Annotated in this window: 15 protein-coding genes and 1 tRNA gene; 8 read left to right on the top strand and 8 right to left on the bottom strand. The window is 74.2% G+C overall.

Features of this window, described 5'->3' with window-relative positions; all coding sequences use genetic code 11:
- Nucleotides 1-475 precede the first annotated feature (475 nt).
- The gene (locus ABZU69_RS22800) at nucleotides 476-1,147 is read right to left on the bottom strand and encodes a DUF3159 domain-containing protein (protein WP_354966362.1); all 672 of its coding nucleotides are present in this window, start codon (nucleotides 1,145-1,147) and stop codon (nucleotides 476-478) included.
- A 146-nt stretch (nucleotides 1,148-1,293) separates the two neighbouring features.
- Here ABZU69_RS22800 and ABZU69_RS22795 point away from each other — a divergent pair, with 146 nt between their 5' ends.
- Together ABZU69_RS22795 and ABZU69_RS22790 are read left to right on the top strand one after the other, a co-directional pair.
- Nucleotides 1,294-2,181: a phosphatase PAP2 family protein gene (locus ABZU69_RS22795; RefSeq protein ID WP_354966356.1), complete on the top strand. Its 888-nt coding sequence runs from the start codon at nucleotides 1,294-1,296 to the stop codon at nucleotides 2,179-2,181.
- 8 nt (nucleotides 2,182-2,189) lie between these two features.
- Nucleotides 2,190-2,858: a maleylpyruvate isomerase N-terminal domain-containing protein gene (locus ABZU69_RS22790; RefSeq protein WP_354966355.1), complete on the top strand. Its 669-nt coding sequence runs from the start codon at nucleotides 2,190-2,192 to the stop codon at nucleotides 2,856-2,858.
- Between the two features lie 5 nt (nucleotides 2,859-2,863).
- Here ABZU69_RS22790 and ABZU69_RS22785 read toward each other — a convergent pair whose 3' ends face one another.
- Both ABZU69_RS22785 and ABZU69_RS22780 read right to left on the bottom strand, forming a co-directional pair.
- Nucleotides 2,864-3,727: a DUF1028 domain-containing protein gene (locus ABZU69_RS22785; protein WP_354966354.1), complete on the bottom strand. Its 864-nt coding sequence runs from the start codon at nucleotides 3,725-3,727 to the stop codon at nucleotides 2,864-2,866.
- A 51-nt stretch (nucleotides 3,728-3,778) separates the two neighbouring features.
- On the bottom strand, nucleotides 3,779-4,999 hold the full coding sequence (locus tag ABZU69_RS22780; RefSeq protein ID WP_354966353.1) for a low temperature requirement protein A: 1,221 nt from the start codon (nucleotides 4,997-4,999) through the stop codon (nucleotides 3,779-3,781).
- A 155-nt stretch (nucleotides 5,000-5,154) separates the two neighbouring features.
- Here ABZU69_RS22780 and ABZU69_RS22775 point away from each other — a divergent pair, with 155 nt between their 5' ends.
- The 4 genes from ABZU69_RS22775 (at nucleotide 5,155) to ABZU69_RS22760 (ending at nucleotide 8,684) form a co-directional block, all read left to right on the top strand.
- Nucleotides 5,155-6,138 carry an LLM class F420-dependent oxidoreductase gene (locus ABZU69_RS22775; protein WP_354966361.1) on the top strand — a complete coding sequence of 328 codons (984 nt, stop codon included), beginning with the start codon at nucleotides 5,155-5,157 and terminating at the stop codon, nucleotides 6,136-6,138.
- Nucleotides 6,135-6,926, top strand: a complete 792-nt coding sequence (locus ABZU69_RS22770) for an SDR family oxidoreductase (protein WP_354966352.1) — start codon at nucleotides 6,135-6,137, stop codon at nucleotides 6,924-6,926. The genes ABZU69_RS22775 and ABZU69_RS22770 overlap by 4 nt, the downstream gene beginning before the upstream one ends.
- 233 nt (nucleotides 6,927-7,159) lie before the next feature.
- Nucleotides 7,160-8,173, top strand: coding sequence for a hypothetical protein (locus tag ABZU69_RS22765; RefSeq protein WP_354966351.1), 1,014 nt, complete (start codon nucleotides 7,160-7,162; stop codon nucleotides 8,171-8,173).
- 103 nt (nucleotides 8,174-8,276) lie between these two features.
- Nucleotides 8,277-8,684 (top strand): hypothetical protein, encoded by a 408-nt coding sequence (locus ABZU69_RS22760; RefSeq protein WP_354966350.1) that lies wholly within the window; start codon nucleotides 8,277-8,279, stop codon nucleotides 8,682-8,684.
- A 145-nt stretch (nucleotides 8,685-8,829) separates the two neighbouring features.
- Here ABZU69_RS22760 and ABZU69_RS22755 read toward each other — a convergent pair whose 3' ends face one another.
- The 5 genes from ABZU69_RS22755 to ABZU69_RS22735 form a co-directional block, all read right to left on the bottom strand.
- Nucleotides 8,830-11,193, bottom strand: coding sequence for a transglutaminaseTgpA domain-containing protein (locus ABZU69_RS22755; protein WP_354966360.1), 2,364 nt, complete (start codon nucleotides 11,191-11,193; stop codon nucleotides 8,830-8,832).
- A gap of 80 nt (nucleotides 11,194-11,273) precedes the next feature.
- Complete coding sequence (locus tag ABZU69_RS22750) at nucleotides 11,274-12,473, bottom strand: DUF58 domain-containing protein (RefSeq protein ID WP_354966349.1); 1,200 nt, start codon at nucleotides 12,471-12,473, stop codon at nucleotides 11,274-11,276.
- A gap of 14 nt (nucleotides 12,474-12,487) precedes the next feature.
- Nucleotides 12,488-13,483: a MoxR family ATPase gene (locus tag ABZU69_RS22745; RefSeq protein ID WP_354966348.1), complete on the bottom strand. Its 996-nt coding sequence runs from the start codon at nucleotides 13,481-13,483 to the stop codon at nucleotides 12,488-12,490.
- 28 nt (nucleotides 13,484-13,511) lie between these two features.
- Nucleotides 13,512-16,136, bottom strand: coding sequence for a fibronectin type III domain-containing protein (locus ABZU69_RS22740; RefSeq protein WP_354966347.1), 2,625 nt, complete (start codon nucleotides 16,134-16,136; stop codon nucleotides 13,512-13,514).
- Nucleotides 16,137-16,287: 151 nt separating this feature from the next.
- Nucleotides 16,288-19,074: a hypothetical protein gene (locus ABZU69_RS22735; protein ID WP_354966346.1), complete on the bottom strand. Its 2,787-nt coding sequence runs from the start codon at nucleotides 19,072-19,074 to the stop codon at nucleotides 16,288-16,290.
- 234 nt (nucleotides 19,075-19,308) lie between these two features.
- Here ABZU69_RS22735 and ABZU69_RS22730 point away from each other — a divergent pair.
- A tRNA-Leu gene (locus ABZU69_RS22730) sits at nucleotides 19,309-19,395 on the top strand.
- A 243-nt stretch (nucleotides 19,396-19,638) separates the two neighbouring features.
- Nucleotides 19,639-20,952: a tyrosine-type recombinase/integrase gene (locus ABZU69_RS22725; protein ID WP_354966345.1), complete on the top strand. Its 1,314-nt coding sequence runs from the start codon at nucleotides 19,639-19,641 to the stop codon at nucleotides 20,950-20,952.
- Nucleotides 20,953-20,955 lie beyond the last annotated feature (3 nt).

The raw sequence follows: 20,955 nt of genomic DNA, 5'->3' as shown, positions 1-20,955 counted from the left end.
AGCCGTCAGCCTGCCGAACGCGGCGTGACCTCGTGCTCATCACCACGAGCCGTCACGATCCGCAAGCTCGGCCCTTCAAGGTCGAGAAGCTGACCTACCACCGGTTCTGCGCGCAGCGATGTCGCCATGGCGCACGCCGACTACGGCAACCCGTTCCCGAACGGCTGACAGCACCCCTGGTGTGGGCGGCGTGCCCCGCCCACCCCGGGGTCCGGCCGGGTCCGGGGGAACGACGGGACCCGGCCGGCGCACGGCCTGACACCCCCGGTCAGGCCCGGCCATCCGGCCAACGCAGCGGATCGGCCGGCCCGCCCCCACCGCCCGGACTGGAGGCTGTCGCGAAAAAGCCCAGAAATTCGGGCCGTCACGGGATCACACCGAGGACGGTGACGGAGTAACGTACGTCACCGGAGAGGCCGCTCCCCCCGTGGCGGCCTCTCCACTTTTTTGCCCGCCAACGCACTGCCCGCGCGGGTCATCCGGGCGGCGCGGCAGGGTCCCCGGTTACCGGGTGACGCAAGCCCGGGTGCCCGGGCGGCAGCGACCGGCGCAGCAACACCCAGCTCACCGCCAGCGCCGCCGCGACCAGCGGCCAGGTCAGCGCGACCCGGGCCACGACCAGTGCGAGCACCTGCCCGCTCAGGTACAGCGGCACGAACACCGCAACCCGGAGCACATAGGTCGCCGTCCACACCCAGCTCGCCCGGGCGTACCCGCGCAGCAGCGCCGGGTCGCGCCGCCACCGGGAGCGCTGGCCCAGCGCCGCGCCGACCAGCACCCCGAGCAGCGGCCAGCGCACCACGATGCTGACCGCCCAGGCCAGCGCGCTGGCGGCGTTGGAGAGCAGCTGGATCAGGAAGAAGTTCTCGGCCCGGCCGGTGCGTACCGCGATCAGCGCGGCGACGCAGACTGCGAGCAGTCCGATGAGCACTGAGCGGGGCCGGTCACCGCGACGCAGCCGGACGCCGGCCACCACCGCGCCGACGGCCAGCGCCGCGCCGACCCCGGCCCAGATCGACTCTCCGCCGAGCAGCCAGCCGGCGGCGAACGCCAGCGGTGGCAGGGTGGCGTCGATGGCGCCGCCCCGCCCGCCGAGCAGGTCCGTCAGCGATTCGGCCCGGGCCGGCCGATCGGGGCCCGTGTCGATCCCGCCGTGCCGGTCGGGGTCGGGCGCGGCCTGGCCGGCGTCGCGCTCCGGTGTGCCGCCCACCGTCACCTCCTCGCCTCCGCTCCAACCTAACCGCCGGCCCCCGGTGGGCCACCGGCCGCCCGGCGGACGCCGGCCGCTACGGTGTGCGGATGCGCGCGACGGCAAGGGGTTGGACCGCGGTCTGGTTGGTCGTCATGGCCGTCGTCCAGGCGGCTGCCTTCCTCGTCGTCTGGCGGGTGGCTGTGCACTCCGAGATCGGTCAGTGGATCGACACGGTCGCGTTGACCGGCAACCGGATCGGTCAGGATCGCATCGACGGACCGGTCGACAAGCTCCTCAACGCGATGTCGGTGGTCTCCCTGCTGGCCGCTACCGCGACGATCGGGTTCATCGCGCTGATGCGGGGGCGGATCGCCCTCGCGATCACCGCGACCCTGCTGATCGCCGGCGCGAATGTCTCCACCCAGCTGCTGAAGTACGGGCTGAACCGGCCGGACTACGGCCTCGACCCGGAACGCGCGGGGGTGGGCAACAGCCTCCCCAGTGGGCACACCGCGGTGGCCGCGTCGGTGGCGGTCGCGCTGATGCTCGTGCTGCCGCCCAAGGTGCGGGCGGTCGGCGCCTTCCTCGGCGCCGGCTACGCGGCCGTCGCCGGGGTGGCCACCCTCTCCGCCGGATGGCACCGGCCCAGCGACGCCGTCGCCGCGTACCTGGTGGTGGGCGTCTGGGCGGCGCTGGCCGGGCTGGTTCTGCTGGTCACCCAGCGGGAGCGGGCGAAGGTCGCCCCCGGCGACGCGCACCGGCTCGCCGCCCTGCTGCTCGGCGCCGTCGGCGTGCTCGCCCTGATCGGCTGCGTGCTGGCCCTGTCCTGGCTGGTCGAGCTGCGCGACACCGGGCCGGACGAGCTGACCCGGCGGCCGCTCTTCGTCGGGTACGCGGGCAGCGCCGCCGGCATCGCCGGCACGATGGCGGTGGTGATGGCGCTGGTGCTCATCGTCGTGCACCGGCTGGTGCCACGGGTCAAGGGCTAGAGCTGCCGGTGGATCCCGTCCGCGTGGCGTTCCGCGCCGAGTGCGCCCGACTCACCGAGATCCTGGCCGAGCTGGACGACGCCGACCTCGACCGGCCGACCGGCTGCCCGCCGTGGACCGTCCGCGAGCTGATCGCGCACGTGCGTACCGGCGCCGGCCGGCTGACCGACATGCTCGCCGCGCCGGCCCCGCCGCGCGCCGAGGTGGACGCCGCCGAGTACTTCGGCGCGGCGAAGTTCACCCCGGAGGTGGACGCCGACCGGATCGCCGGCGGCCGGCGGGACGCGCTACAGGTGGACCGGGCGGCGCTGGCGACCGAGTTGGACCGGGCTTGGCGGGCCACCGACGCCGCGGTCGCCGCGGCCCCGCCCGAGCGGCTGGTCCGGACCCGGCACGGCGATGCGATGCGCCTCACCGAGTTCCTGCGGACCCGGGTCCTCGAGGTGGGCGTGCACGGGCTGGACCTGGCCGCCGCGCTGGACCGCCCCCCATGGCTCACCGCCCAGGCGGCAGCGGTGATCGTCGACCTGCTCACCGACGGACGGCCGGCGCCGGCCGAGTTGCGCTGGGACCGGCTGACGCTGATCCGCAAGACCACCGGGCGGGTGGCACTGACCGGCCCGGAGCGGGCCACGGTCGACGCCGCCGGGTTCCGCTGGCTCGCCTTCGGGAGCTGACCCGGTCAGCTCGCGGAGCGGGGCGCGGGCACGTGCGGGGCGACGCCGCGCAGGTGCGTCAGCACCACCGGGTCGATCCGCCCCGGCACCAGCCGCTCTTCGAGGTTCTCCAGCCCGGCCCAGGAGATCAACGCGCCCTCCGGCCCGTCGTCGGCCACCGGGTGACCCAGAGCCCTGAGCAACGCCGCCACCTCGTCGGCCACCGCGCCGCTGAGATCCAGCAGCGTGGCCGGGTCGGGCCGGCTGAACAGCAGGGTGTGCACGGCGAACAGCCGACCCAGCTCGGCCACCGGATCGGGGTGGTCGTCGACCCGCAGGTCGATCAGCACGTCGCTCCTGCCGCCGTACCCGCCGTCGCGCTCGACCACCAGCAGACCGGCGCTCTGCCGGCCCCGCCGGTCGCCGCCGGCGTCGTCACCGGCGCGCAAAGCGGCCACCAGCCGCTCGGCGAACGGCAGCGCCGAACCGGCCAGCCAGGCCTCGCCCAGCGCGTCGACAACCTCCGGGCCGGTGAGCACGTTGCCCTGTGCGGCCCAGCCGTCGCCGGTGCGCCCACCGGCCCACGGGTGGCAGGCCGGCCCGGTCCAGCTGGCACCCGGACCACTGACCCCGACCACGCCGAGCTGGCGGTGCTCCCGCTCGGCGTCGGCGGCGATCAGGCCGGCCACCACATCGGCGGCCGGCACCCCGGTGCGCAGCAGGGTCAGCCCCTGCGGGCGGTAGGCGAGGTTGACGTGCGCCTGGGTGGCCAGCGCGCCGACCTGGGCCTCCGCGGCCGGCACGAGCGCCCCGGCGGCGAGGAACTTGCTGGCCACGACGACGCCGTGCAACCGGCTGTCGGCAGAGCGGGCCACGAGGGAGAAGGTCACCCGCCGAGATTAACCTGCCGCGCCGCCATCATATCGGCGTACCCCGATGGCTCAGAACGGCGTCTTCGGCGCCTCCGGTGGGGCGCCGCGCGCCCGCCGGGCGTCGGCGACCGCGACGGCGGCCAGCACCAGCACCACGACGACGGTCGTCGCCACACCAGGCAGGAGCAGCAGCGGCGCCGCCACCACCGCCAGCGCCAGGAGGGCGATCCACCGCGACGGCGAGACCCGTCCGAACACCTCGTACTCGAAGCGGGCCCGGCCGGCCAGGAACAGCGCCGGCCCGCCGAGCACCATGGCCAGCCACGGCCCGGGCATCCGGTCCAGCGGATGCTCGATGATCAGCTCGTAGCCGACCGCGGCGGCGGCCAGCCCGATCACCATCAACCGGTGGGTGTCCGCCGCCGAGCGGCCGATGTTGGCCGGGTGCCGGGCCTGCGCCACGGCCTCGCCCAGGATCTGCCCGGCGCGCTGGAAGTAGATCCGCCACAGCGTGATCGTGGTGGCCAACGCCAACGCGAACGCCAGCGCGTGCCCCGACCTGTGCGGCCCCTTGCTGTACGCCAGACCGGCCACCAGGATCGTCTCGCCCAGCGCGATCAGAAAGAACTGCTGGTAGCGCTCGGCCAGGTGCTCACCGGCGATGTCCCACTTCGAGATCGACGACCGGCCCAGCCCCGGCACCGGCCAGCCAGCCCGGTTGGCCGCGTACTCGATGACCAACGCCGCCGACCACGCCACCACCTGCTGGTTGGTGGTCAGCATCGCCCCACCGATCCAGAACACCCCGCTGGTGGCGTACACGATCGCCATCCGCACCTTCAGCCGGCGGTACGGATGCGGCCCCAGCGCGATCGACAGGATCAGCGGCCGGGACACCTGCGCGACGACGTACGCCACCGCGAACATCAGCGCCGTCTCGGTGAACGCCCGCGGGATCGCCACCCCCATGACCATGCTGCAGACCAGCGCGGTCATCACGACGGCCTGCAGCGGCACCCGGTACGGGTCGTAGCGGCTGGTCGTCCACGCGGTGCCCTGCCAGAGCGCCCAGAGCGCCAGCAGCAACAGCAGCGTCTTGCCGCCTCCGGTGACCGCCGCCCAGCCGTGCTCCCGACCCGGATCTTGGGCCAGGTCCTCGAAGACACGGGTGGAGATCCGGGTGAGCGCGAAGACGTAGACCAGGTCGTAGAAGAGCTCCAGGAAGGTGGCCCGGTTCGGAGCGGCCCCCGCCGATACCGGCTCCAGGCGACCCGCTGCCCTGGAACCCACGGTCAGCCGCCCGCACGGTCGGTCCGGTCCACCTGGCAGTCGTAACACCGCCGGACCGGTCGGGCGGACCGATGCCGGCAAACCCGCCCGGTTCGGGGATCTTGCTCGCGGACCCGGTCAACGGGCACGATCGATCGGTGACGAATCGATGGGGCATGACGGTTCCGCTGGGCGGGATCCCGCTGGCCGACCACGCCGCGGTCTACGCGACGCTCGACCGGGCCGGGTTCACCGACGTCTGGTCGTCCGAGGTCGCCGGGACCGACGCGTTCACCCCGCTGGCGCTCGCCGCCGCCTGGCAGCCCCGGCTACGGCTGGGGACCGCGATCACCCCGGTCTTCACCCGGGGACCCGGGCTGCTGGCGATGAGCGCGGCGGCGCTGGCCGAGGCCGCGCCGGGCCGGTTCGCGCTCGGCATCGGCGCGTCCTCGCCGGTGCTGGTCCGCGACTGGAACGCCGTGCGGTTCGACGAACCGTTCCGGCGCACCCGGGACGTCCTGCGCTTCCTGCGCGCCGCGCTGCGCGGCGAGACCGTGGACGAGGTCTACGACACCTTCACCGTGCGCCGGTTCACCCTGGAACGGCCGCCAGCCGTACCGCCGCCGATCCTGCTCGCCGCGCTGCGCCCCGGCATGCTCCGGCTGGCCGGCGCGGAGGCCGACGGGGTCATTCTCAACTGGCTCGGCGCCGACGACGTGCCACGCGCCCTCGCCGAGCTCGGCGAGCGCCGCGCCGGCTTCGAGGTCGCCGCCCGGATCTTCGTCTGCCCCACCGAGGACGCCGGGTACGCCCGCAAGCTCGGTCGCCGGCTGATCACCAGCTACCTCACCGTCCCGGCGTACGCCGAGTTCCACCGCTGGCTCGGCCGTGGCGAGGCGCTGGCGCCGATGTGGGAGGCGTGGGCCGCCGGTGACCGGCGCGGCGCCAGCGCGGCGGTGCCGGACGAGGTGGTCGACGCGCTCGTGCTGCACGGCTCGCCGGAGCACTGCCGCGCCGAGGTGCGCCGCTACGCCGACGCCGGCGTGGACGTGCCCGTCCTCGCGCTGCTGCCCACCCCGGAGGTGACCGCCGGCGGTGCGGCCGCACTGACCACCCTCATCGCCCAGCTGGGCACCGACCCCGTAGGAGCGTCGACGTGAACCTCACCGACCGGATCGTGGTGGTCACCGGCGGCGCCGGCGGCATCGGGGCGGCACTGTCCCGCAGGTTCGCCGCCGAGGGCGCCGCCGCCGTGGTGATCGCCGACCTGGACGGCGACGCGGCCCGCGCCGTGGCCGAGGGCATCGGCCCGCTCGCGCACGCCAAGGCACTCGACGTCACCGACGAGGACCAGGTCCGCGCGCTGGTCGACGACACCGAGCGGCGGTACGGCCGGATCGACCTGTTCTGCGCCAACGCGGGCGTGACCACCGGCGGGGGAGTGGAGGTCGACGACGCCGGCTGGGACCGCGCGTGGCGGGTCAACGTCCTCGCCCACGTCTACTCCGCCCGCGCGGTGCTGCCCGGGATGCTCGCCCGGGGCGGCGGCCACCTGCTGCACACCTGCTCGGCGGCGGGCGTGCTGACCGCGGTGGGCGACGCCGCGTACACCGCGACGAAGCACGCGTCGGTGGGCTTCGCGGAGTGGCTGGCCATCACCTACCGTGACCGGGGCATCCGGGTCAGCGCGCTCTGCCCGCAGGGCGTCGACACCCCGATGCTCGCCGACGGAATCGTCGAGGGCCACCTGGGCGCCCGGGTGATCGCCGCCTCCGGTGCGGTGCTCACCCCGGACCAGGTCGCCGACGCGACCATCGCCGGGCTGGCCGAGGAGCGCTTCCTGATCCTGCCGCACCCGGAGGTCGCCGACTACGCGCGCCGCCGCGCCGAGGACCCGGACGGCTGGCAGGCCGGCCTCCGCAAGCTGGTCCGCCGCCTGACCGCCTGACCCCTCAACCCCTGAACCAAGCGCAAGGGCCATCCCCCAGCTGCGGGACTGCATTCACTTCTACTGGGGAGGAGGAGTGCGTCCATCGCCGCAGATCATTGGTTCATGAGTGTCGCTGTGTGGTCGCCAGGTTCCGGTGTGCCGACACGGCGCTGCGCGTAGGGGGCGACATGTCAGACCGTTCCGCTCGTACTCACCGATCCGCAGCGAACGACGCGGCCAGACCGTGGGCGATGGCATGCGTCGTCTTCGTCGTCGGTGAGGTGGCTCTGCGTCTGTACTGGATCGCGGGTGGCCGGTGGGGGTACACCGCCTGCGACCGCACTGATCTGGTCGATCCGGCGGGTGGATGCGGCGCGGACCGCGTGGAGACGCTGCCGTTCTGGGCGGGATGGGGAGCGGTGGGAGTCGGTGTCGCACTCGCAATGATTGTTGTGTGCGCCATCCGGTTCCCGGGCCGCGCCGCGGCCGCCGGGAGTTGGGCGGCGGGCGCGCTGCTCCTGGTCGTCGCGTTCCCGCTGCATCTGCTCTTCGAGGTCCCGGCGGCGTTGGCGGGGCGTCCCTCGGACTGGCGTGACCTCGGCGCCCGACTCGCGTTGGTAGCGGGTGGCGTCCTGTTCGCCGGGCTTGCGAACGCATCCGGTCCCCAGCGCGGACCGGTGAGTTCCGGCTACCAGCCGGTGCCGCAGTGGACGCGCCTCTGGGCGTACGCGGCTGTCGCGCTGCCAGTGGTCGGCTGGGCCGTGCCGCACGCGCTCTGGGTGCTCGGCGTTCCGTTCGGCATATCCGAGCGGGAACTGAATGACATCCACCTGAATCTCTCGACGCCGACGGGCGTGGCGATCACTCTCGTCCCGCCGCTCGCCGGCCTGCTCGTTCTCGGGTTGGTACAGCCGTGGGGGCAGCAGTTCCCGCACTGGGTGCCGGGGCTGCACGGTCGACGGGTTCCCCGGCTGCTGGCGGTGATCCCGGCCGGGGTGGTGGCGCTCGCGCTGGTCACCTACGGCGTGCTGAGCGTCGCGGTGTTCGTCGGCCAACTACTCGCGGGTGACCTGCGTTGGTCGGACGTGTGGGAGGGGTGGGCGGTAGCCACCACGCTGCTGGTGTTCCTCGGCTGGGGAGTGTCGCTGGGCGTCACGACCACCGGCTATGCCCTCGCCACCTGGCCGCGTCAGGAGCAGACAGACGCCGCCAGAGTCCCAACGGCTCTGGCCCTCGAAGATCGGAGCACCGATGGGCCCCACTGACTCTCACCGCGCCTGGGCCGCCGCCCCGCCACCCTGGGCCGTCTGGGCCGCCTACGCCGTCCCGCTCTGCGTCCTGCCGTCCGCTGTCTGGCGACTGTCCCTCGTGTTCACCGACGATGCCGTCACCCCGTGGTACATGATCTTCTTGTCCGCCCTGTCGATGGGGCTGGCGCTGTTGACACTCGGGCTGGTGCAACGCTGGGGACAACGACTTCCGCACTGGGTACCGCTGCTCGGGGGCCGTCCGATTCCGGCGCGCCCAGTCGTGCTCGTTGCGCTGATCGGCGGTTCGGTGCTCGCCGCCATCTGCGTGTATCTCTTCTTGAACAGCAGGTTCCATTTTGTGGAGCGCGGTTGGGTGGGGATAGGCCGCGACGAACCGGCACATCAGGCTCCGGGCTGGGAGGTACTGCGGTTCTACGCCCCGATGGTCGCATGGGGGCCCCTCGTCATCGCCGTGGCCGCCGACTATGGTCGGCGCGTCGGCCGGGTTCGATCACCGGCTCGATAGCGTCTTTCGACGCGCAAGCAGATTGCGTCCGAGGAGCGGTGATGCGTCCTCCAGCGCTTGGACATGACCCCCGCCCCCGGACCTGCCTCCGGTGATCAAGAGGTTTGCGTCAGGAATGGGTCCGCAGGCGACGCAAAGCTCTTGATCACCGCGGGGACCGGCGGGCGCGATGCAGGGGGGATGGGTGGATGGACCAGAGCAGGCGGCGCCACCAGGGTCGGGCGGAGCGCAGGGTCGCTGTGTAGACGGTTGCCAGCTCGGCGGCGCGAGACGCTTGGTCGGCCGTTGCGGCGCCGGGGGCGAAGCCCACCTGATTGAGCAGGGCCGCCAGCTCGTCGACGGCCGGAACGTCGCCGGTTGTGCCGTCGCCGGTCGCGCCCGGTCGGGCGTCGGCGAGGGCCCGCCGAGCGTGCCTTGCCACCTCGGTGGCCGCCAGGTCGGCGCCGACCGGTCGACCGGCCAGCCGCAGCGCGTCGGTGACCTCCCGCCAGGCGCCGGCGATGCGCTCGCCGGGGTCGCCCCGGCCGAGCCGGGCGCGGGTGAGTGAGCGGCGCATCGCCAGCAGAGTGAGCAGCAGGGCGCCCACCACCAGCAGCAGGCCACCACCGCCGCCCGCGACCAGCACCGGGGTGGACACGCCACCCTGGCCGGCCGGCCCGTCGGCGACGGCCACCGGCTCCGGGGAGGCGGTGGGCTCCACGGTGGGCTCCGGCGCCTCCGACGGCGGCGGATCCTCCGGCGTCGGGCGGAAGTCCTCTTCCACCGGCCTCGGCTCGTTGTCCGGGCGGGGCAGCGGGTCGAACGACACCCAGCCCAACCCGTCGAAGAGCACCTCCGGCCAGGCGTACGCGTCGCCGGCCCGCACCGGCCCCTGCCCGGTGGACCCGAAGCCCACCACCACCCGGGTGGGCAGCCCGGAGAGCCGGCCGAGCACCGCGAACGCCGCGGCGAACTGCTCCGAGGTGCCCCGCTGCCCGCCGCCGTTGCGCGGGCCGAAGAGGAAGAAGCCCAGGTTCGGGTACGCGTGCCCACTCGGCGCGTCCGCCACCACCCGGTAGTGCTCGGCCAGGAACTGCTCGATCGCCGCGGCCCGCGCGTACGGGGCGCCGTTCTCCTCGGCGAGCTGCGCGGCCAGCCGGCGCATCGGGTCGGGCACCCCGTCGGCGACCCGCAGCACCCGAGCCACCTCCGCACCGGCGGGCACGTTCGCGGTGGCCAGGAGGTTGCTGTCCGGGCGTTCGCGGGCCGAGGTCACCGTGTACCGCAGCCCCGGGGTCAGCCCCTCCGGCCGGATCAGCGTCCCCGTCGCCGGGTCGTACGCCACCCGCGCGCCGCTGACCTCGCTCGGGGTCGCCACGGCGGGCAGCAGCCGGCCGCTGAGGTCGGCCACGGTGATCTGCTGCCGAACCGTCTCCACCGTGCTGTCCCGGGCCGGCGTCGCGGCCGGCAGGATCCGACCGGCGTTGCGGTAGGTGGCGCCGACCCGCCAGGTCACCCCGTCGTAGTCGCTGAGCACCGCGAGGCGGATCCGCACACTGTCACCGGCGTCGTCCGCCGGCTCGTCGTCGGTGCCGCCATCCGGCCCACCGCTCGGGGCGCCGCCGTCCGGGGGCGTCGCGCCGCCGGGACGGACCGTGCTCACGTCGAGCAGCTTCTGCTCGGGGTGCAGGGCCCACCCGGAGATCCGGATCAGCGGGTTCTCGTCCAGCGTCTGCACCTGCGGCGGCTCCACGTACCGCCGAGGGTCCACCGGCCGACCGTCGACCTGCCCGGCGACGACCGGGCCGAGCAGCGCCACCAGCCCGACCACCAGGGCCACCCCGAGCGCCGCGGTGGCGGCGAGCCGGACCCGCACCGCCGCGCGGACCCGGGGGGCGAGGCCGGCGGCCGGATCACCGCCGGCCGACGGTGACACGGCGGGCGCCGCCAGACCCACCGCGGCGATCGCGACGAACGCGAGCGTCGCCCCGATCGCCGGTTCGGCGTTCGGGCCGACCACGTAGAGGGCGGCGGCGAAGAGCCCCGCCGCCGGCAGGTAACCCAACAGCACCCGGCCGGTGCGCAGCGCCACCTCGGCGCCGGCCAACCCGGCCAGCCACGCGGCGACCACCGGCATCAGCACCGTGTCCGGCGTGGGCTCGACCGGAATCATCGCGGTCAGCAGCCGGGGAATGCCGTTGCGCGCGGCGTCCGCGGTCACCTCCAGCAGGCTGCCCGACAGCTCGGCGCGGGCGGCGGCCAGCCGCAGCGACCAGAGTGTCCAACCGGCCATCGCGGCCACCGACACCGGCGCCACGAGCCACGAGGGCAGCCGCCGGGCGGCCACGCTGACCAGCACCGAACCGGCCGCGGCGCCGATGACCAACCGGGTCAGCAGGTCGCCGGCGTACACCCGGCCGAGCACCACCCCGGCGAGCGCGGTCAACCCGATCAACGCGAGCGGGACGACGGCGGCCCGCAGTGCCCGCCACACCCGCCCGGGCCAGCCCCGCTGTGCCGAGCCGTCGATCGGCGGCGTGCCCGGACCCGTCCCGGATCTCGCCGCGCCGGCGGTGGTCGCCGGGCCCGGTCGCTGCTGGTCGACGCCCGTCACCACCGGCGCACCCCGTCCCACTCGGCGGCGAACTGCGCGCCGTCCGCCGCGTCGATCACCACCAGGCCCGCCGTACCGGCCGGCGTCGGCTCGGCCGGGCCGAACACCCCGACGACCACCGACGGGTACGCGCCGCGCAGCGCACCCACGTGCCCCAGGTCGGCGCGGCCACCCGGCCCGGTCAGGAAGATCAGTGTGTCGCCGAGCCGGTCTTGCCGCAGTCGGGTGGTGGCGGCGCGCAGCGCGTCGTCGTCGCCGGAGAGTTCGGCGGCGGCGAGCCGGTCCAGCGGCCCGAGCGGGTGGCCTTCGCCGTCCACCGCACCGTCGGACCGGTCGCCGCGCCCCCGCTCGACCGACGTGGCGGGCTCCGCGGCGACCAGCACCAACAGCACCGGCAGGTCCGCGCGGTGCGCGGCGGTGACGATCGACGCCGCGGCCTCGCAGCCCGACTCGAACGACTCCGCCACCCCTCGCACCCGTGAGGGGTGCGCGGCGGCGCGGTTGTCCAGCAGCACCACCAGGCGGGGCAGGCTGGTGTCCACGTTCTCCCGCACCATCAGCTCGCCGACCCGGGCGCTGGTGCGCCAGTGCACCCGGCGCAGCTCGTCGCCCACCACGTACTCCCGCAGCGAGTCGAAGGTGATCGACCCGTGCGGCACCCCGTCTACCCGGCCGTCGAGGCTGCGCCCCGCGCCGGTGGGCACCGCCGTCAACGGGTGGATCCGGGGGTGCACCCACACCGGTGTGCTCGCACCGTACGGGCGGGTCAGCGCCACCAGGCCCAGCGGGTCCCGCCGGGTCACCCGCAGCGGCCCGACCGGCACCACCCCACGCCGATGGGTCGGCACGTCGTAGCGGACCTCGGTGTCCCGGCCGGGCCGCAGGCGCAGCAGCGGCACCGGCACCGTGCGGTCCCCACACCGGTCCTCGGCCAGCAGGTTCGCCGAGCGCAGTCGGCCGGTGTTGCGGACGGTCAACGTCATGCTCGCCGGCTCGCCGCGGGCCACCCGGTCCGGGTCGGCGCGGCGGGCCACCACCAGCCGGGGCCGCCAGGCCGCGGTCAGCGCGGCGTAGCCGACGGCCGCGCCGGCGGCCGCCCCCAGCAGCGTCAACTCGGGGTACGCGAACCGGAAGCCCACCCCGAGCAGAACGACGGCGGCGACGAGCAGCCCGACCCCGCGGGCGGTGATCCCCATGCCGCTGCTGCCGGTCAGCCCTGCACCGGTGCCGGCTGCCCCGACGGCAGCGGCACCGGCACCGAGGCGATGGCCTGGCGCAGCACCTCCGCCGCGGTCATCCCGCGCACCTGGGCGTCCGGGGTGAGCAGCAGCCGGTGGGCGAACACCGGTTCGGCGAGCGCCTTCAGGTCCTCCGGCATGATCCAACCCCGCCCGTCGATCAGCGCGTACGCGCACGCGGCGCGGGTCAGCGCGATGACGCCCCGAGGGCTGACTCCGACGCGTATGTGCTGGTGGGTGCGGGTGGCGGCGGCCAACCGAACCGCGTACGCGTAGAGCGGCTCGGCGATGTGCACCCGACGGGCCATCCGGACCATCTCGCCCACGGTGGCGGTGTCGGTGACCGGGGTGAGCGCCTCGGGGGAGCGGACGGTGGCACCACGCAGCACCTCCACCTCGACCGCCTCGTCCGGGTAGCCGACGGAGAGCTTGACCAGGAAGCGGTCCAGCTGCGCCTCGGGGAGCCGGTAGGTGCCGTCCATCTCCACCGGGTTCTGCGTGGCGACCACCAGGAACGGCGCGGGCACGGGATGCCGGACCCCGTCCACGGTGACGGTGCGTTCCTCCATCACCTCCAACAGCGCCGACTGGGTCTTCGGCGACGCCCGGTTGATCTCGTCGGCGATGACGATGTTGGCGAAGACCGGCCCGGGATGGAACTCGAAGTCCCGGGTCGCCTGGTTGAAGATCGTCACACCGGACACGTCGGAGGGGAGCAGGTCGGGGGTGAACTGGATACGCCGCCACTCACCCTTCACGGTGGCGGCGATGGCGCGGGCCAGGGTCGTCTTGCCGACCCCGGGCACGTCCTCCAAGAGCACGTGACCCTGCGCGAAGAGCGCGGTCAGCGCCAGCCGGACCACCTGCGGTTTGCCGAGCACGACCGCGTTGACGTTCTCGGCCAGCCGGGCGGCCAGGGCGGCGAAGCCCTGCACCTCCGGCTGGGTGAGCGGCTCGTGGGTGTTCACGGTCGGTGGTGCTCCTTGCCTGGGTGCTTCAGCAGGTGGGCAGGACGTTGATGTTGTCGCCGCCCTCCAGGTTGAGCCAGGCCCAGGGGATGTAGTTCTTCCCGCTGTACTCGACCTGCACCCACCAGGTGCTCTGCTTGTTGTTGTTGTAGATCCACGAGTCGACGTTCCCGCCGGACTTCTTGCAGTACGCCTTCAGCCGGGTGCCGGGCTTCGCCCAGCCCACCTGCTGGTCGTTGTCCTGTCGGGCGACGGAAAAGATCTCGTTGCCGTTGCGGCCGTCGACCTCTTTGTTGCAGTAGGTCCGCTGGTCGCCGTCCGGCCCGTTGTTGCACGTCGCGATGCCGTAGAGCACCTCGGTGGTCTGGGCCCGCGTCGCGGTGCCCTTGCCGGCGGCGTTGGTGGCGGTCACCGTGAACGTGTACTTCGTGCCCGGCGTCAGACCCGGCACCGTGATGCTGGAGCACGGCCCGGCCTTCGCCGGCTCGCCCGGCGTGTTCACCGAGCAGGTGGCCTTGCCGCCGCCGGCGTCCACGGTGAACGTGACGGTCGCCGAGGTGGCGGTCGCCGACGAGCCGGTGACCGTGACCCGTGGCTCGGCGACGGTGCGGGCGGTGGTGGTGGCCTCCGGGCCGGGCCCGGCCTCGTTGACCGCCTTCACCTTCACGGTGACGTTCTGGCCGTTGCCCAACCCGGTGACGGTCGTGCGGGTGTCGGTCACCTCGCTGCTGCGCCCGCCGACGTCCACCAGGTACTTCGTCACCGGCCGGCCGTTCGCCTCGGCCGGCGCCCACTGCACGGTGATCGCGCCGGGCTGGGCGGCGACCGTGCCGGCCCGCAGGTCGACCGGTCGGCCGGGCGCCGCGAACGGCACCACCGTGTTGCTGACCGGCGAGGCCGCCGAGCCGGCGCCCTTGTCGTTGACCGCGACCACGGTGAACGCGTACTGGGTGCCGAACTCCAGCTCCCCGGCGGGCACCACCAGCTCCGTCTTCGTCGACTCGCCGGCCGGCGCGTTCGTCCCCGCCGAGCTGGCCGTCACCGCGTACTTCGCGATCTTGTTGCCCTGCCCGTTCGCCGCCGGCCACTTCACCAGCACCGTGCCGTCCGGCCGCTCCTGAGCGGTGACGCTCGCGGGCGGATCGGGCACGGCGGCGGTCGGGGTGACCGGGTTGCTGCTGCGCGACGGGCCGTCGCCCTTGGCGTTCACGGCGTGCACCGCGAACCGGTACGTCTCGCCGTTGGTCAGCCCCTTGACCTCCACCGCACGCTGGTTGGCACCGACCTCCAGGCGCTGGCCGGCGCCCTGCACCACGTACTTCATGATCTCGGCGCCGTTCGCGGCGGCCGGCCGCCAGCTCACCCGGGCCTGGGCGTTGCCGGCGGCGGCGGTGACGCTGCGCGGCGCGCTCGGCTTGCCCACCCGGGGCTTCTTCGGCGGGGGCGGCGGCGGGGGAGTCGGCGGCGGGTCGCCGCCGAGCACGTCGTTGGCGTACTTGTTGACCTCGCGCACCTGGTGCTTGTCGTCCACCACCCGGGCGGTCGCCGAGTCGGGGGAGTTGATGAAGAGGTGGTTTTCCCGCACCTCCAGCTCCAGCGGCCCGTTCGCCCGGCCGCGGATGGTGTCGACCAACTGGCCGCCGGAGTCGAAGGAGTAGATGGCGCCGGTGGCCTCGTCGGCGCAGTAGAACCTGTCCGCCCAGGCCACCGCAGGGCTGAGCCGGTCGCCGTTGCCCGGCACGGTGAACGCCCGCTCCTCGCCGGCGTCACCCACCACCAGCACCCGCCGCTCGGCCGACACGGTCACCGGGACGCGCGGACCGCTGGTGCGGGCCGGCAGCGCCGCCGGGCCGGTCAACTTCAGGGGCGTCGGGTGCACCTCGCCGCGCTGCACCCGCACCAGCTTCCCGGCGGTGCGGTCGAGCACCGCGACCCCGTCGTCCAGCGTGGAGACCACCAGCTCGTGGCTGGCCTCGGCGACGTCGTACGTCTCGACCCGCTCGGGGCTGAGCCCGCCACCGGCGGGCGCGGCCGAGGCCGGCGCGGACGGCAGCTTCGCGGCGGTGACCGCCGACACCGTGCCCTCGCTGGGCACCGCGACCCAGAGCCGGCCCTCGCCGTCGAAGGTGCCGCCGGTGATGCCCGGCGGGTAGCGGACCGGCTCGCCGACCGGGGTCAGCGACCGCGGGTCGAGCTGGCGCACGATGCCCTGCACGGCGTCGACGACGAACGCCGCGTCCTCGTGCAGGGCGACGCTCACGCCGAGCCCGGGGGTGGTCCGCGTGGTCGCGGTGAGCTGCAGGGTGGCCAGGTCAAGTGAGCTGACCTGCCCGGTCTGCAGGTCGCGCAGGATCAGCAGCCGGTCGGTCTGGGTGACCTGCATCAGGTGGCGGCGGGCGTTGGGGACCTCGGTGCGGGTGTCGACGCGGGCGGTGACCCCGTTGACCCGGGCCAGCTCGCTGCGCGCCGCGCTCCACAGCCAGGAACTCGCGTCGTAGTTGGCCACCGCGTTGTCCGCCGCGCCCAACCCGAGGACGGTCAGCCCCATGGCCGCCAGCAGCGCGGTCACCGTGCCGACGGTCACCAGCCCGCCGCGCAGCCGGGACCGCGAACGGGGGGCTTCGGTGCGTGCGGCGTCCTCGATGCTGGCCACAGCCGGCTGCCTCCCCTGAGTCGTGGCAGGTGGCGCGCCTCGCGGCGACCCCTCCCCTGAGCCGGGTGCCATCATATGGCTCGGCAGGTGGCGGGGGAACCCGCACGGTCACCCCTGTGGATACCGAGCGTGTGCGGTGTGGACGAGCAGCTCAGCTCGGTGGGGTGCTGCGCTCCCGCTCGGTGCAGACCTGCCCCGAGGTGGCGAAGCTGTCCGTCGAGTAGACCGCCAGCACGGTGAAGCAGTAGTCCACTCGGGAGTTCAGGCCGTTGACCGTGTAGCTGGTCCGGCCCGGGTCCACGGTGGCCATCACTCCCAGCGCCTGCCCGGCCCGGCCACCGGCGACCATGAACGGCACCGCGCCCTCGGACGGGTCGGTCCAGGTCAGCGTGATCGTGACCGAGTCGTCCCGCAGCTTCAGATCACCCGGCGGGGGGCCGGCCGCCGTCGGTGCCGCCGCGGTCGGCGCGGTCCCGGTCGCCGGTGGCGCGTCGTCGCGGTTCAGCAGCACCGCGCCCAGGCCGGCCACCGCCACCACGGCCACCCCGGCGGCCACCACCGCGCCGATCAGCGTCGCCCGGCCGCGGCCCGTCGACCTCTCATCGGTGTACGCCGGCCGGTACCCGTCCTGGCCCGGGTGGTACTGCTGGCCCGGGTACACCTGCTGACCCGGTTGGTACTGCTGGGCCGGGTACCGCTCCTGGACCGGATACTGCTCGGGAGCGCCCGGCGGGTAGGTCGGCGCTGCGGTGGCAGGTGACGCGAAGGGACCCGGAGCAGCCGCGTCCGGCAGGGTCGACTCGGGGTACCCGCTGGAGATCTGCGTGGTCGGAGCCGGGTCAACACCTGGTGACCAGGCGGACGGTGCTGTCTCAAGCGGCGCCGCGACGGGGCTCGACGGTCGGGCGGTCAGGTCCGGCTGGGTGAGGCCCGAGTCAGGCCTTGCCGGAGCTCCGCTGGCCGGCCCGACGGGCGGGAACACCTCCGTCGAAGCGGGCGGCGTCACGCCTGTCGAATGCGCTGGCGCGTCCGGCGGCATCGCCGTGGCACCGAGCTCACCCAACTCGACCTCGGCGTGTGCTTCACCCCCGCGCCCGTCCACCTGAGACCCACCCGCCGGGTCGTTGCCCGCCGTCGGTGACGGCGGCGGCGAGGTGCGGCTCCACGGCGGCGCGGTCAACCCCCACGGAGGTACGGGCGGCGCGCTCACCGGCGGCGCGGAGGTGGGTGGGCCGGACACCGGGTAGTCGTGGCCCGGTGGTGCGGAGACGGGCTGGTCGTAACCCGGCGGCCCGGATACCGGGTAGGGCTGGCCCGGTGGCGCCGAGACAGGTTGGCCGTAGCCGGGTGGCCCCGACACCGGGTAGGGCTGGCTCGGTGGTCCGGACACGGGGTAGGGCTGGCTCGGTGGTCCGGACACCGGGTACGGGTGGCCGGGCACTCCGGACACCGGCTGGGGGTAGCCGGGCGGTCCGGAGACGGGATAGGGGTGGCCGGGCGGCCCCGACACGGGGTGGAGGTGCCCGGGTGGTGCGGACACGGGGTGATGGTGCCCGGGTGGTGCGGACACGGGGTGATGGTGGCTGGGTGGTGCGCTCACCGGGTGCGCCTGCTCGGGAGGTGCGCTGGCGGCGGAGGGCCCGCCCGCCGCACCGCCGGCCACGTTGGGTGAACCGCTCGCCTCGGCTGGCGTGGCCGCAGCCCGGGCCGTCTCCTCGGCCAGGAGCGGCTCGATCTGCTGAACCCGGATCGTCGGGTTGTCCCACCGGGGCGCCGGAGACGGCGGGACCGCCGGGGCTGTCGGCGCGACGGCTGGCACCGGGGTGGATGGCGTCGGCGGGGGCGGCGCGTCGACCGCTGGGTGCTGCGGTTGGTCGCCCACGCGCTGGCGTGGCGGTACGGGTGATTCGGACAGGGGCCGGGGTGGCTGCTGCGGTCCGACCAGCAGCTGCGGCTGCGCCGGCTGGCTCGCCGGCCGTGGACGAGGCGACAGGTCGACCGGCGGTCGGGCTGGTCCCGGCTGCTGCTCGGTGCGCTGGCGCGGCGGCACGGGCGGTGAGGCGGGAGGTGCTGGCGGCGGCGCGAGAGTTGCTGACGGCGGCGCGGGAGGTGCTGGTGGCGGCGGTCCGGGCTGCGGTGACCCCGGCATGACGGAGGTCGGTGCCGATCGAGCTGCCGGCGGGGCCGGCATCACCCGGGGGGCGGGAGCCGGTCCCGGCGGTGGACCGGTATCGGTGGGCGGGGGTGGTGCGGCGGGTGCGCGTACCGCCGAAGGGGTGGACCGTGGCGCGGCCGGCGGTGGCGGCGGAGCCCAGGGCGACGCGGCGGCCGGCGGTTCGCCCGCCGACGGTCGCATCGCGGCCAGGGTCGCCAGGGACAGCGTCGGACCGGACAGCGCCGAGCGCGCCCCTGCATCGTCCGCCGGGGCGGGATCGGCGGACCGGTTGTCCGGGGCTCGCCGGGGTGCCGGCGTCGACACGTCCCGCTCGGCCGGCGCGGCCGGGCCGGGAGCGGCATCGCCGAGGTAGTGGCGGGCGGCGCGTACCGCCGGGTGGTGCACCCCGAGCACGGCGGGCCCGGCGGTGGCGACGCGGGTGTAGTTGCGGCGGGCCTCGTGCCGGTTGCCCAGTTCCTCGGCGACCTCCGCGAGTTCGAAGGCGAGCGCGAGCATCACCGGGTCCGAGTGCTCCCAGCGCCGCTCGCCCGCGGCGAACGCCTCCTCCAGCACCCGGCGGGCGGCGAGCGGGTTGTCCGCCTCCCGGTGCAGCCGGGCCAGGAGGTGCGCGGTGTGCAGCACCTCGGAGTGGTCTTCCCCGTACGGCGGGCGGGCGGATCCGACGGCCTCCGCGAGCAGTTGCTGGGCGGCGCTGAGGTCGCCCGCGGCGCGCAGGGCGAGGGCCCGGTGCTGGGCGGCAGCCAGAGGAGAGGGATGGGGCACGTGGCAATGCTGCCGTCAGAGGGCCGCCGGACGCTATCCGGACACGTCTTCGGCCGTGCGTCGGTGAGCCCTCGTGAGGCGGTCTGAGCAGCGGTGGAAACGCCTCGACGGGGGGCTCGGATGGCGATGTGCATGATCCACGAGTGGCGTGTACAGTAACTCCCCGTGCGGCCCGCCGGGCCGACCTTCGGGTGTCAAGATCATCCAGGTCGGCGAGGTAGGCTGAACGAGCAGGTCCGGGTGGCGGAATGGCAGACGCGCTAGCTTGAGGTGCTAGTGCCCGTATAGGGCGTGGGGGTTCAAGTCCCCCCTCGGACACCAAACAGAGTACGAAGGCAAAAGGCCGTTGACCTGGCTTTACTCAGGTCAGCGGCCTTGATCGTTTCCCGGGCTGTTGCCGCCGTGGGATCACCGTGGGATCACCGCCCTGGATGAGGGCTGTCGACGGCGTGATCTTGCCACCGCCGAGCGAGGCGGCTACGGTCCCACTGCTGCGCATATAGGCGCGGCTGGCGGCAGAGCCCGCGTAGCTGGGTCGAGGCTGCCTGTTCACGTGGAGGAACAGTGGCGCAGGTCGAGAAGAGACAGACGAAGGACGGCAAGAGCACCCGGTGGCGGGTGAAGTGGCGCGACGGCGGCCGCCGTGACGGCGAGTGGGACGGCGAGACGTTCGACTACCAAGCCGACGCGAAACGCTTCAAGGCGCTCGTCGACGCCTGCGGCAACCGCCGGCCGTCGCCGGACCAGCTGGTCGACCACGGCTTCGGCTACCTGGTGCCGGGCCCCGCCCCGGCGCCGGCCGAGCCGCCAACGAAGACGACGTTCCGCGAGTACGCGCTGGCCTGGCTGGACACGCTGGTCAAGCCGAGCGCCGAGACGAAGCGGAAGTACCGGGAGCGGCTGGAGAAGCACGTCTTCCCGACCCTCGGCGACCTGCCCGTTGACGGGATCACTCGGCGGGTGATGCGCGAGTGGCAGACCGCCCTGCTGGCCTCCGGCCTGTCCCGCAAGACGATCGCCAACATCCGGGGCGAGAGCGTCTACCCGATCTTCCGCGCCTCCTGCCTGCCCGGCGAGGACGAAGAGCCGCCCCTGCGGTCGTACAACCCGCTGGACGGCCTGGCCCTACCCGAGGGGCACAAGTACGTGCCGGACATCCTGGAGACGCCCGAGGACGCCTCGATCCTGCTCACCGCGGCGTACGAGGTCGACCCGGAGGCCGCCGACCTGCTCCTGACGAAGCTCGCCACTGGCCTGCGATGGGGCGAGGTCGCAGCCCTGCCACCCCGGGCCGTCAGGGCGCACCTCGGCACTGTCGAGGTCCAGCAGGTCCTGCGGAAGGTCAACCGGCGGTGGGTCGTCGAGCCCAAGCCGAAGACGAAGCAGGGCTACCGCCAGGTGCCGGTGCACCCGCTGGTCATGGAGATCGTGCGACGGCGCGCGGCCGCCGGCAACGAGTTCCTGTTCGTCGCGCCGCGCGGCAACCACTGGCGGTACGAGGACTTCTACGACTGGCGGTGGGTGAAGATCCGCACGCTGGCCGAGTCGCGGGGCCTGCGCGGGCACATGACGATGCACGGGCTGCGCCACTCGCTGCTGACGCTGCTGGCGAACCAGGGCCTGGAGCTGGCCGGCCTCACGCACCTCGCCGGGCACGCCCAGGTGTCCACCACGATGGACGTCTATGTGCACAGCACCACCGCACACCACGAGCCGGTCCGGCGGATCGTCGGCGGCTTCCTGGCCGAGAGCATCCGTGCCGGCGAGCAGCAGCGCGCCGCCGGCACCAGCCGCGCGCACGAGATCCGCGGCCGGATCCACCGTTCCTCGAGGGAGACGACGGCGCGGTACGCCGCCAGCACCAGGCCAGGCCGGTAAGTG

Source organism: Micromonospora sp. NPDC005206 (assembly GCF_040608175.1).
Classification (GTDB): domain Bacteria; phylum Actinomycetota; class Actinomycetes; order Mycobacteriales; family Micromonosporaceae; genus Micromonospora.
Note: the sequence above shows the minus strand (reverse complement) of the source record. Positions and strands in the feature narration are given on the sequence as shown.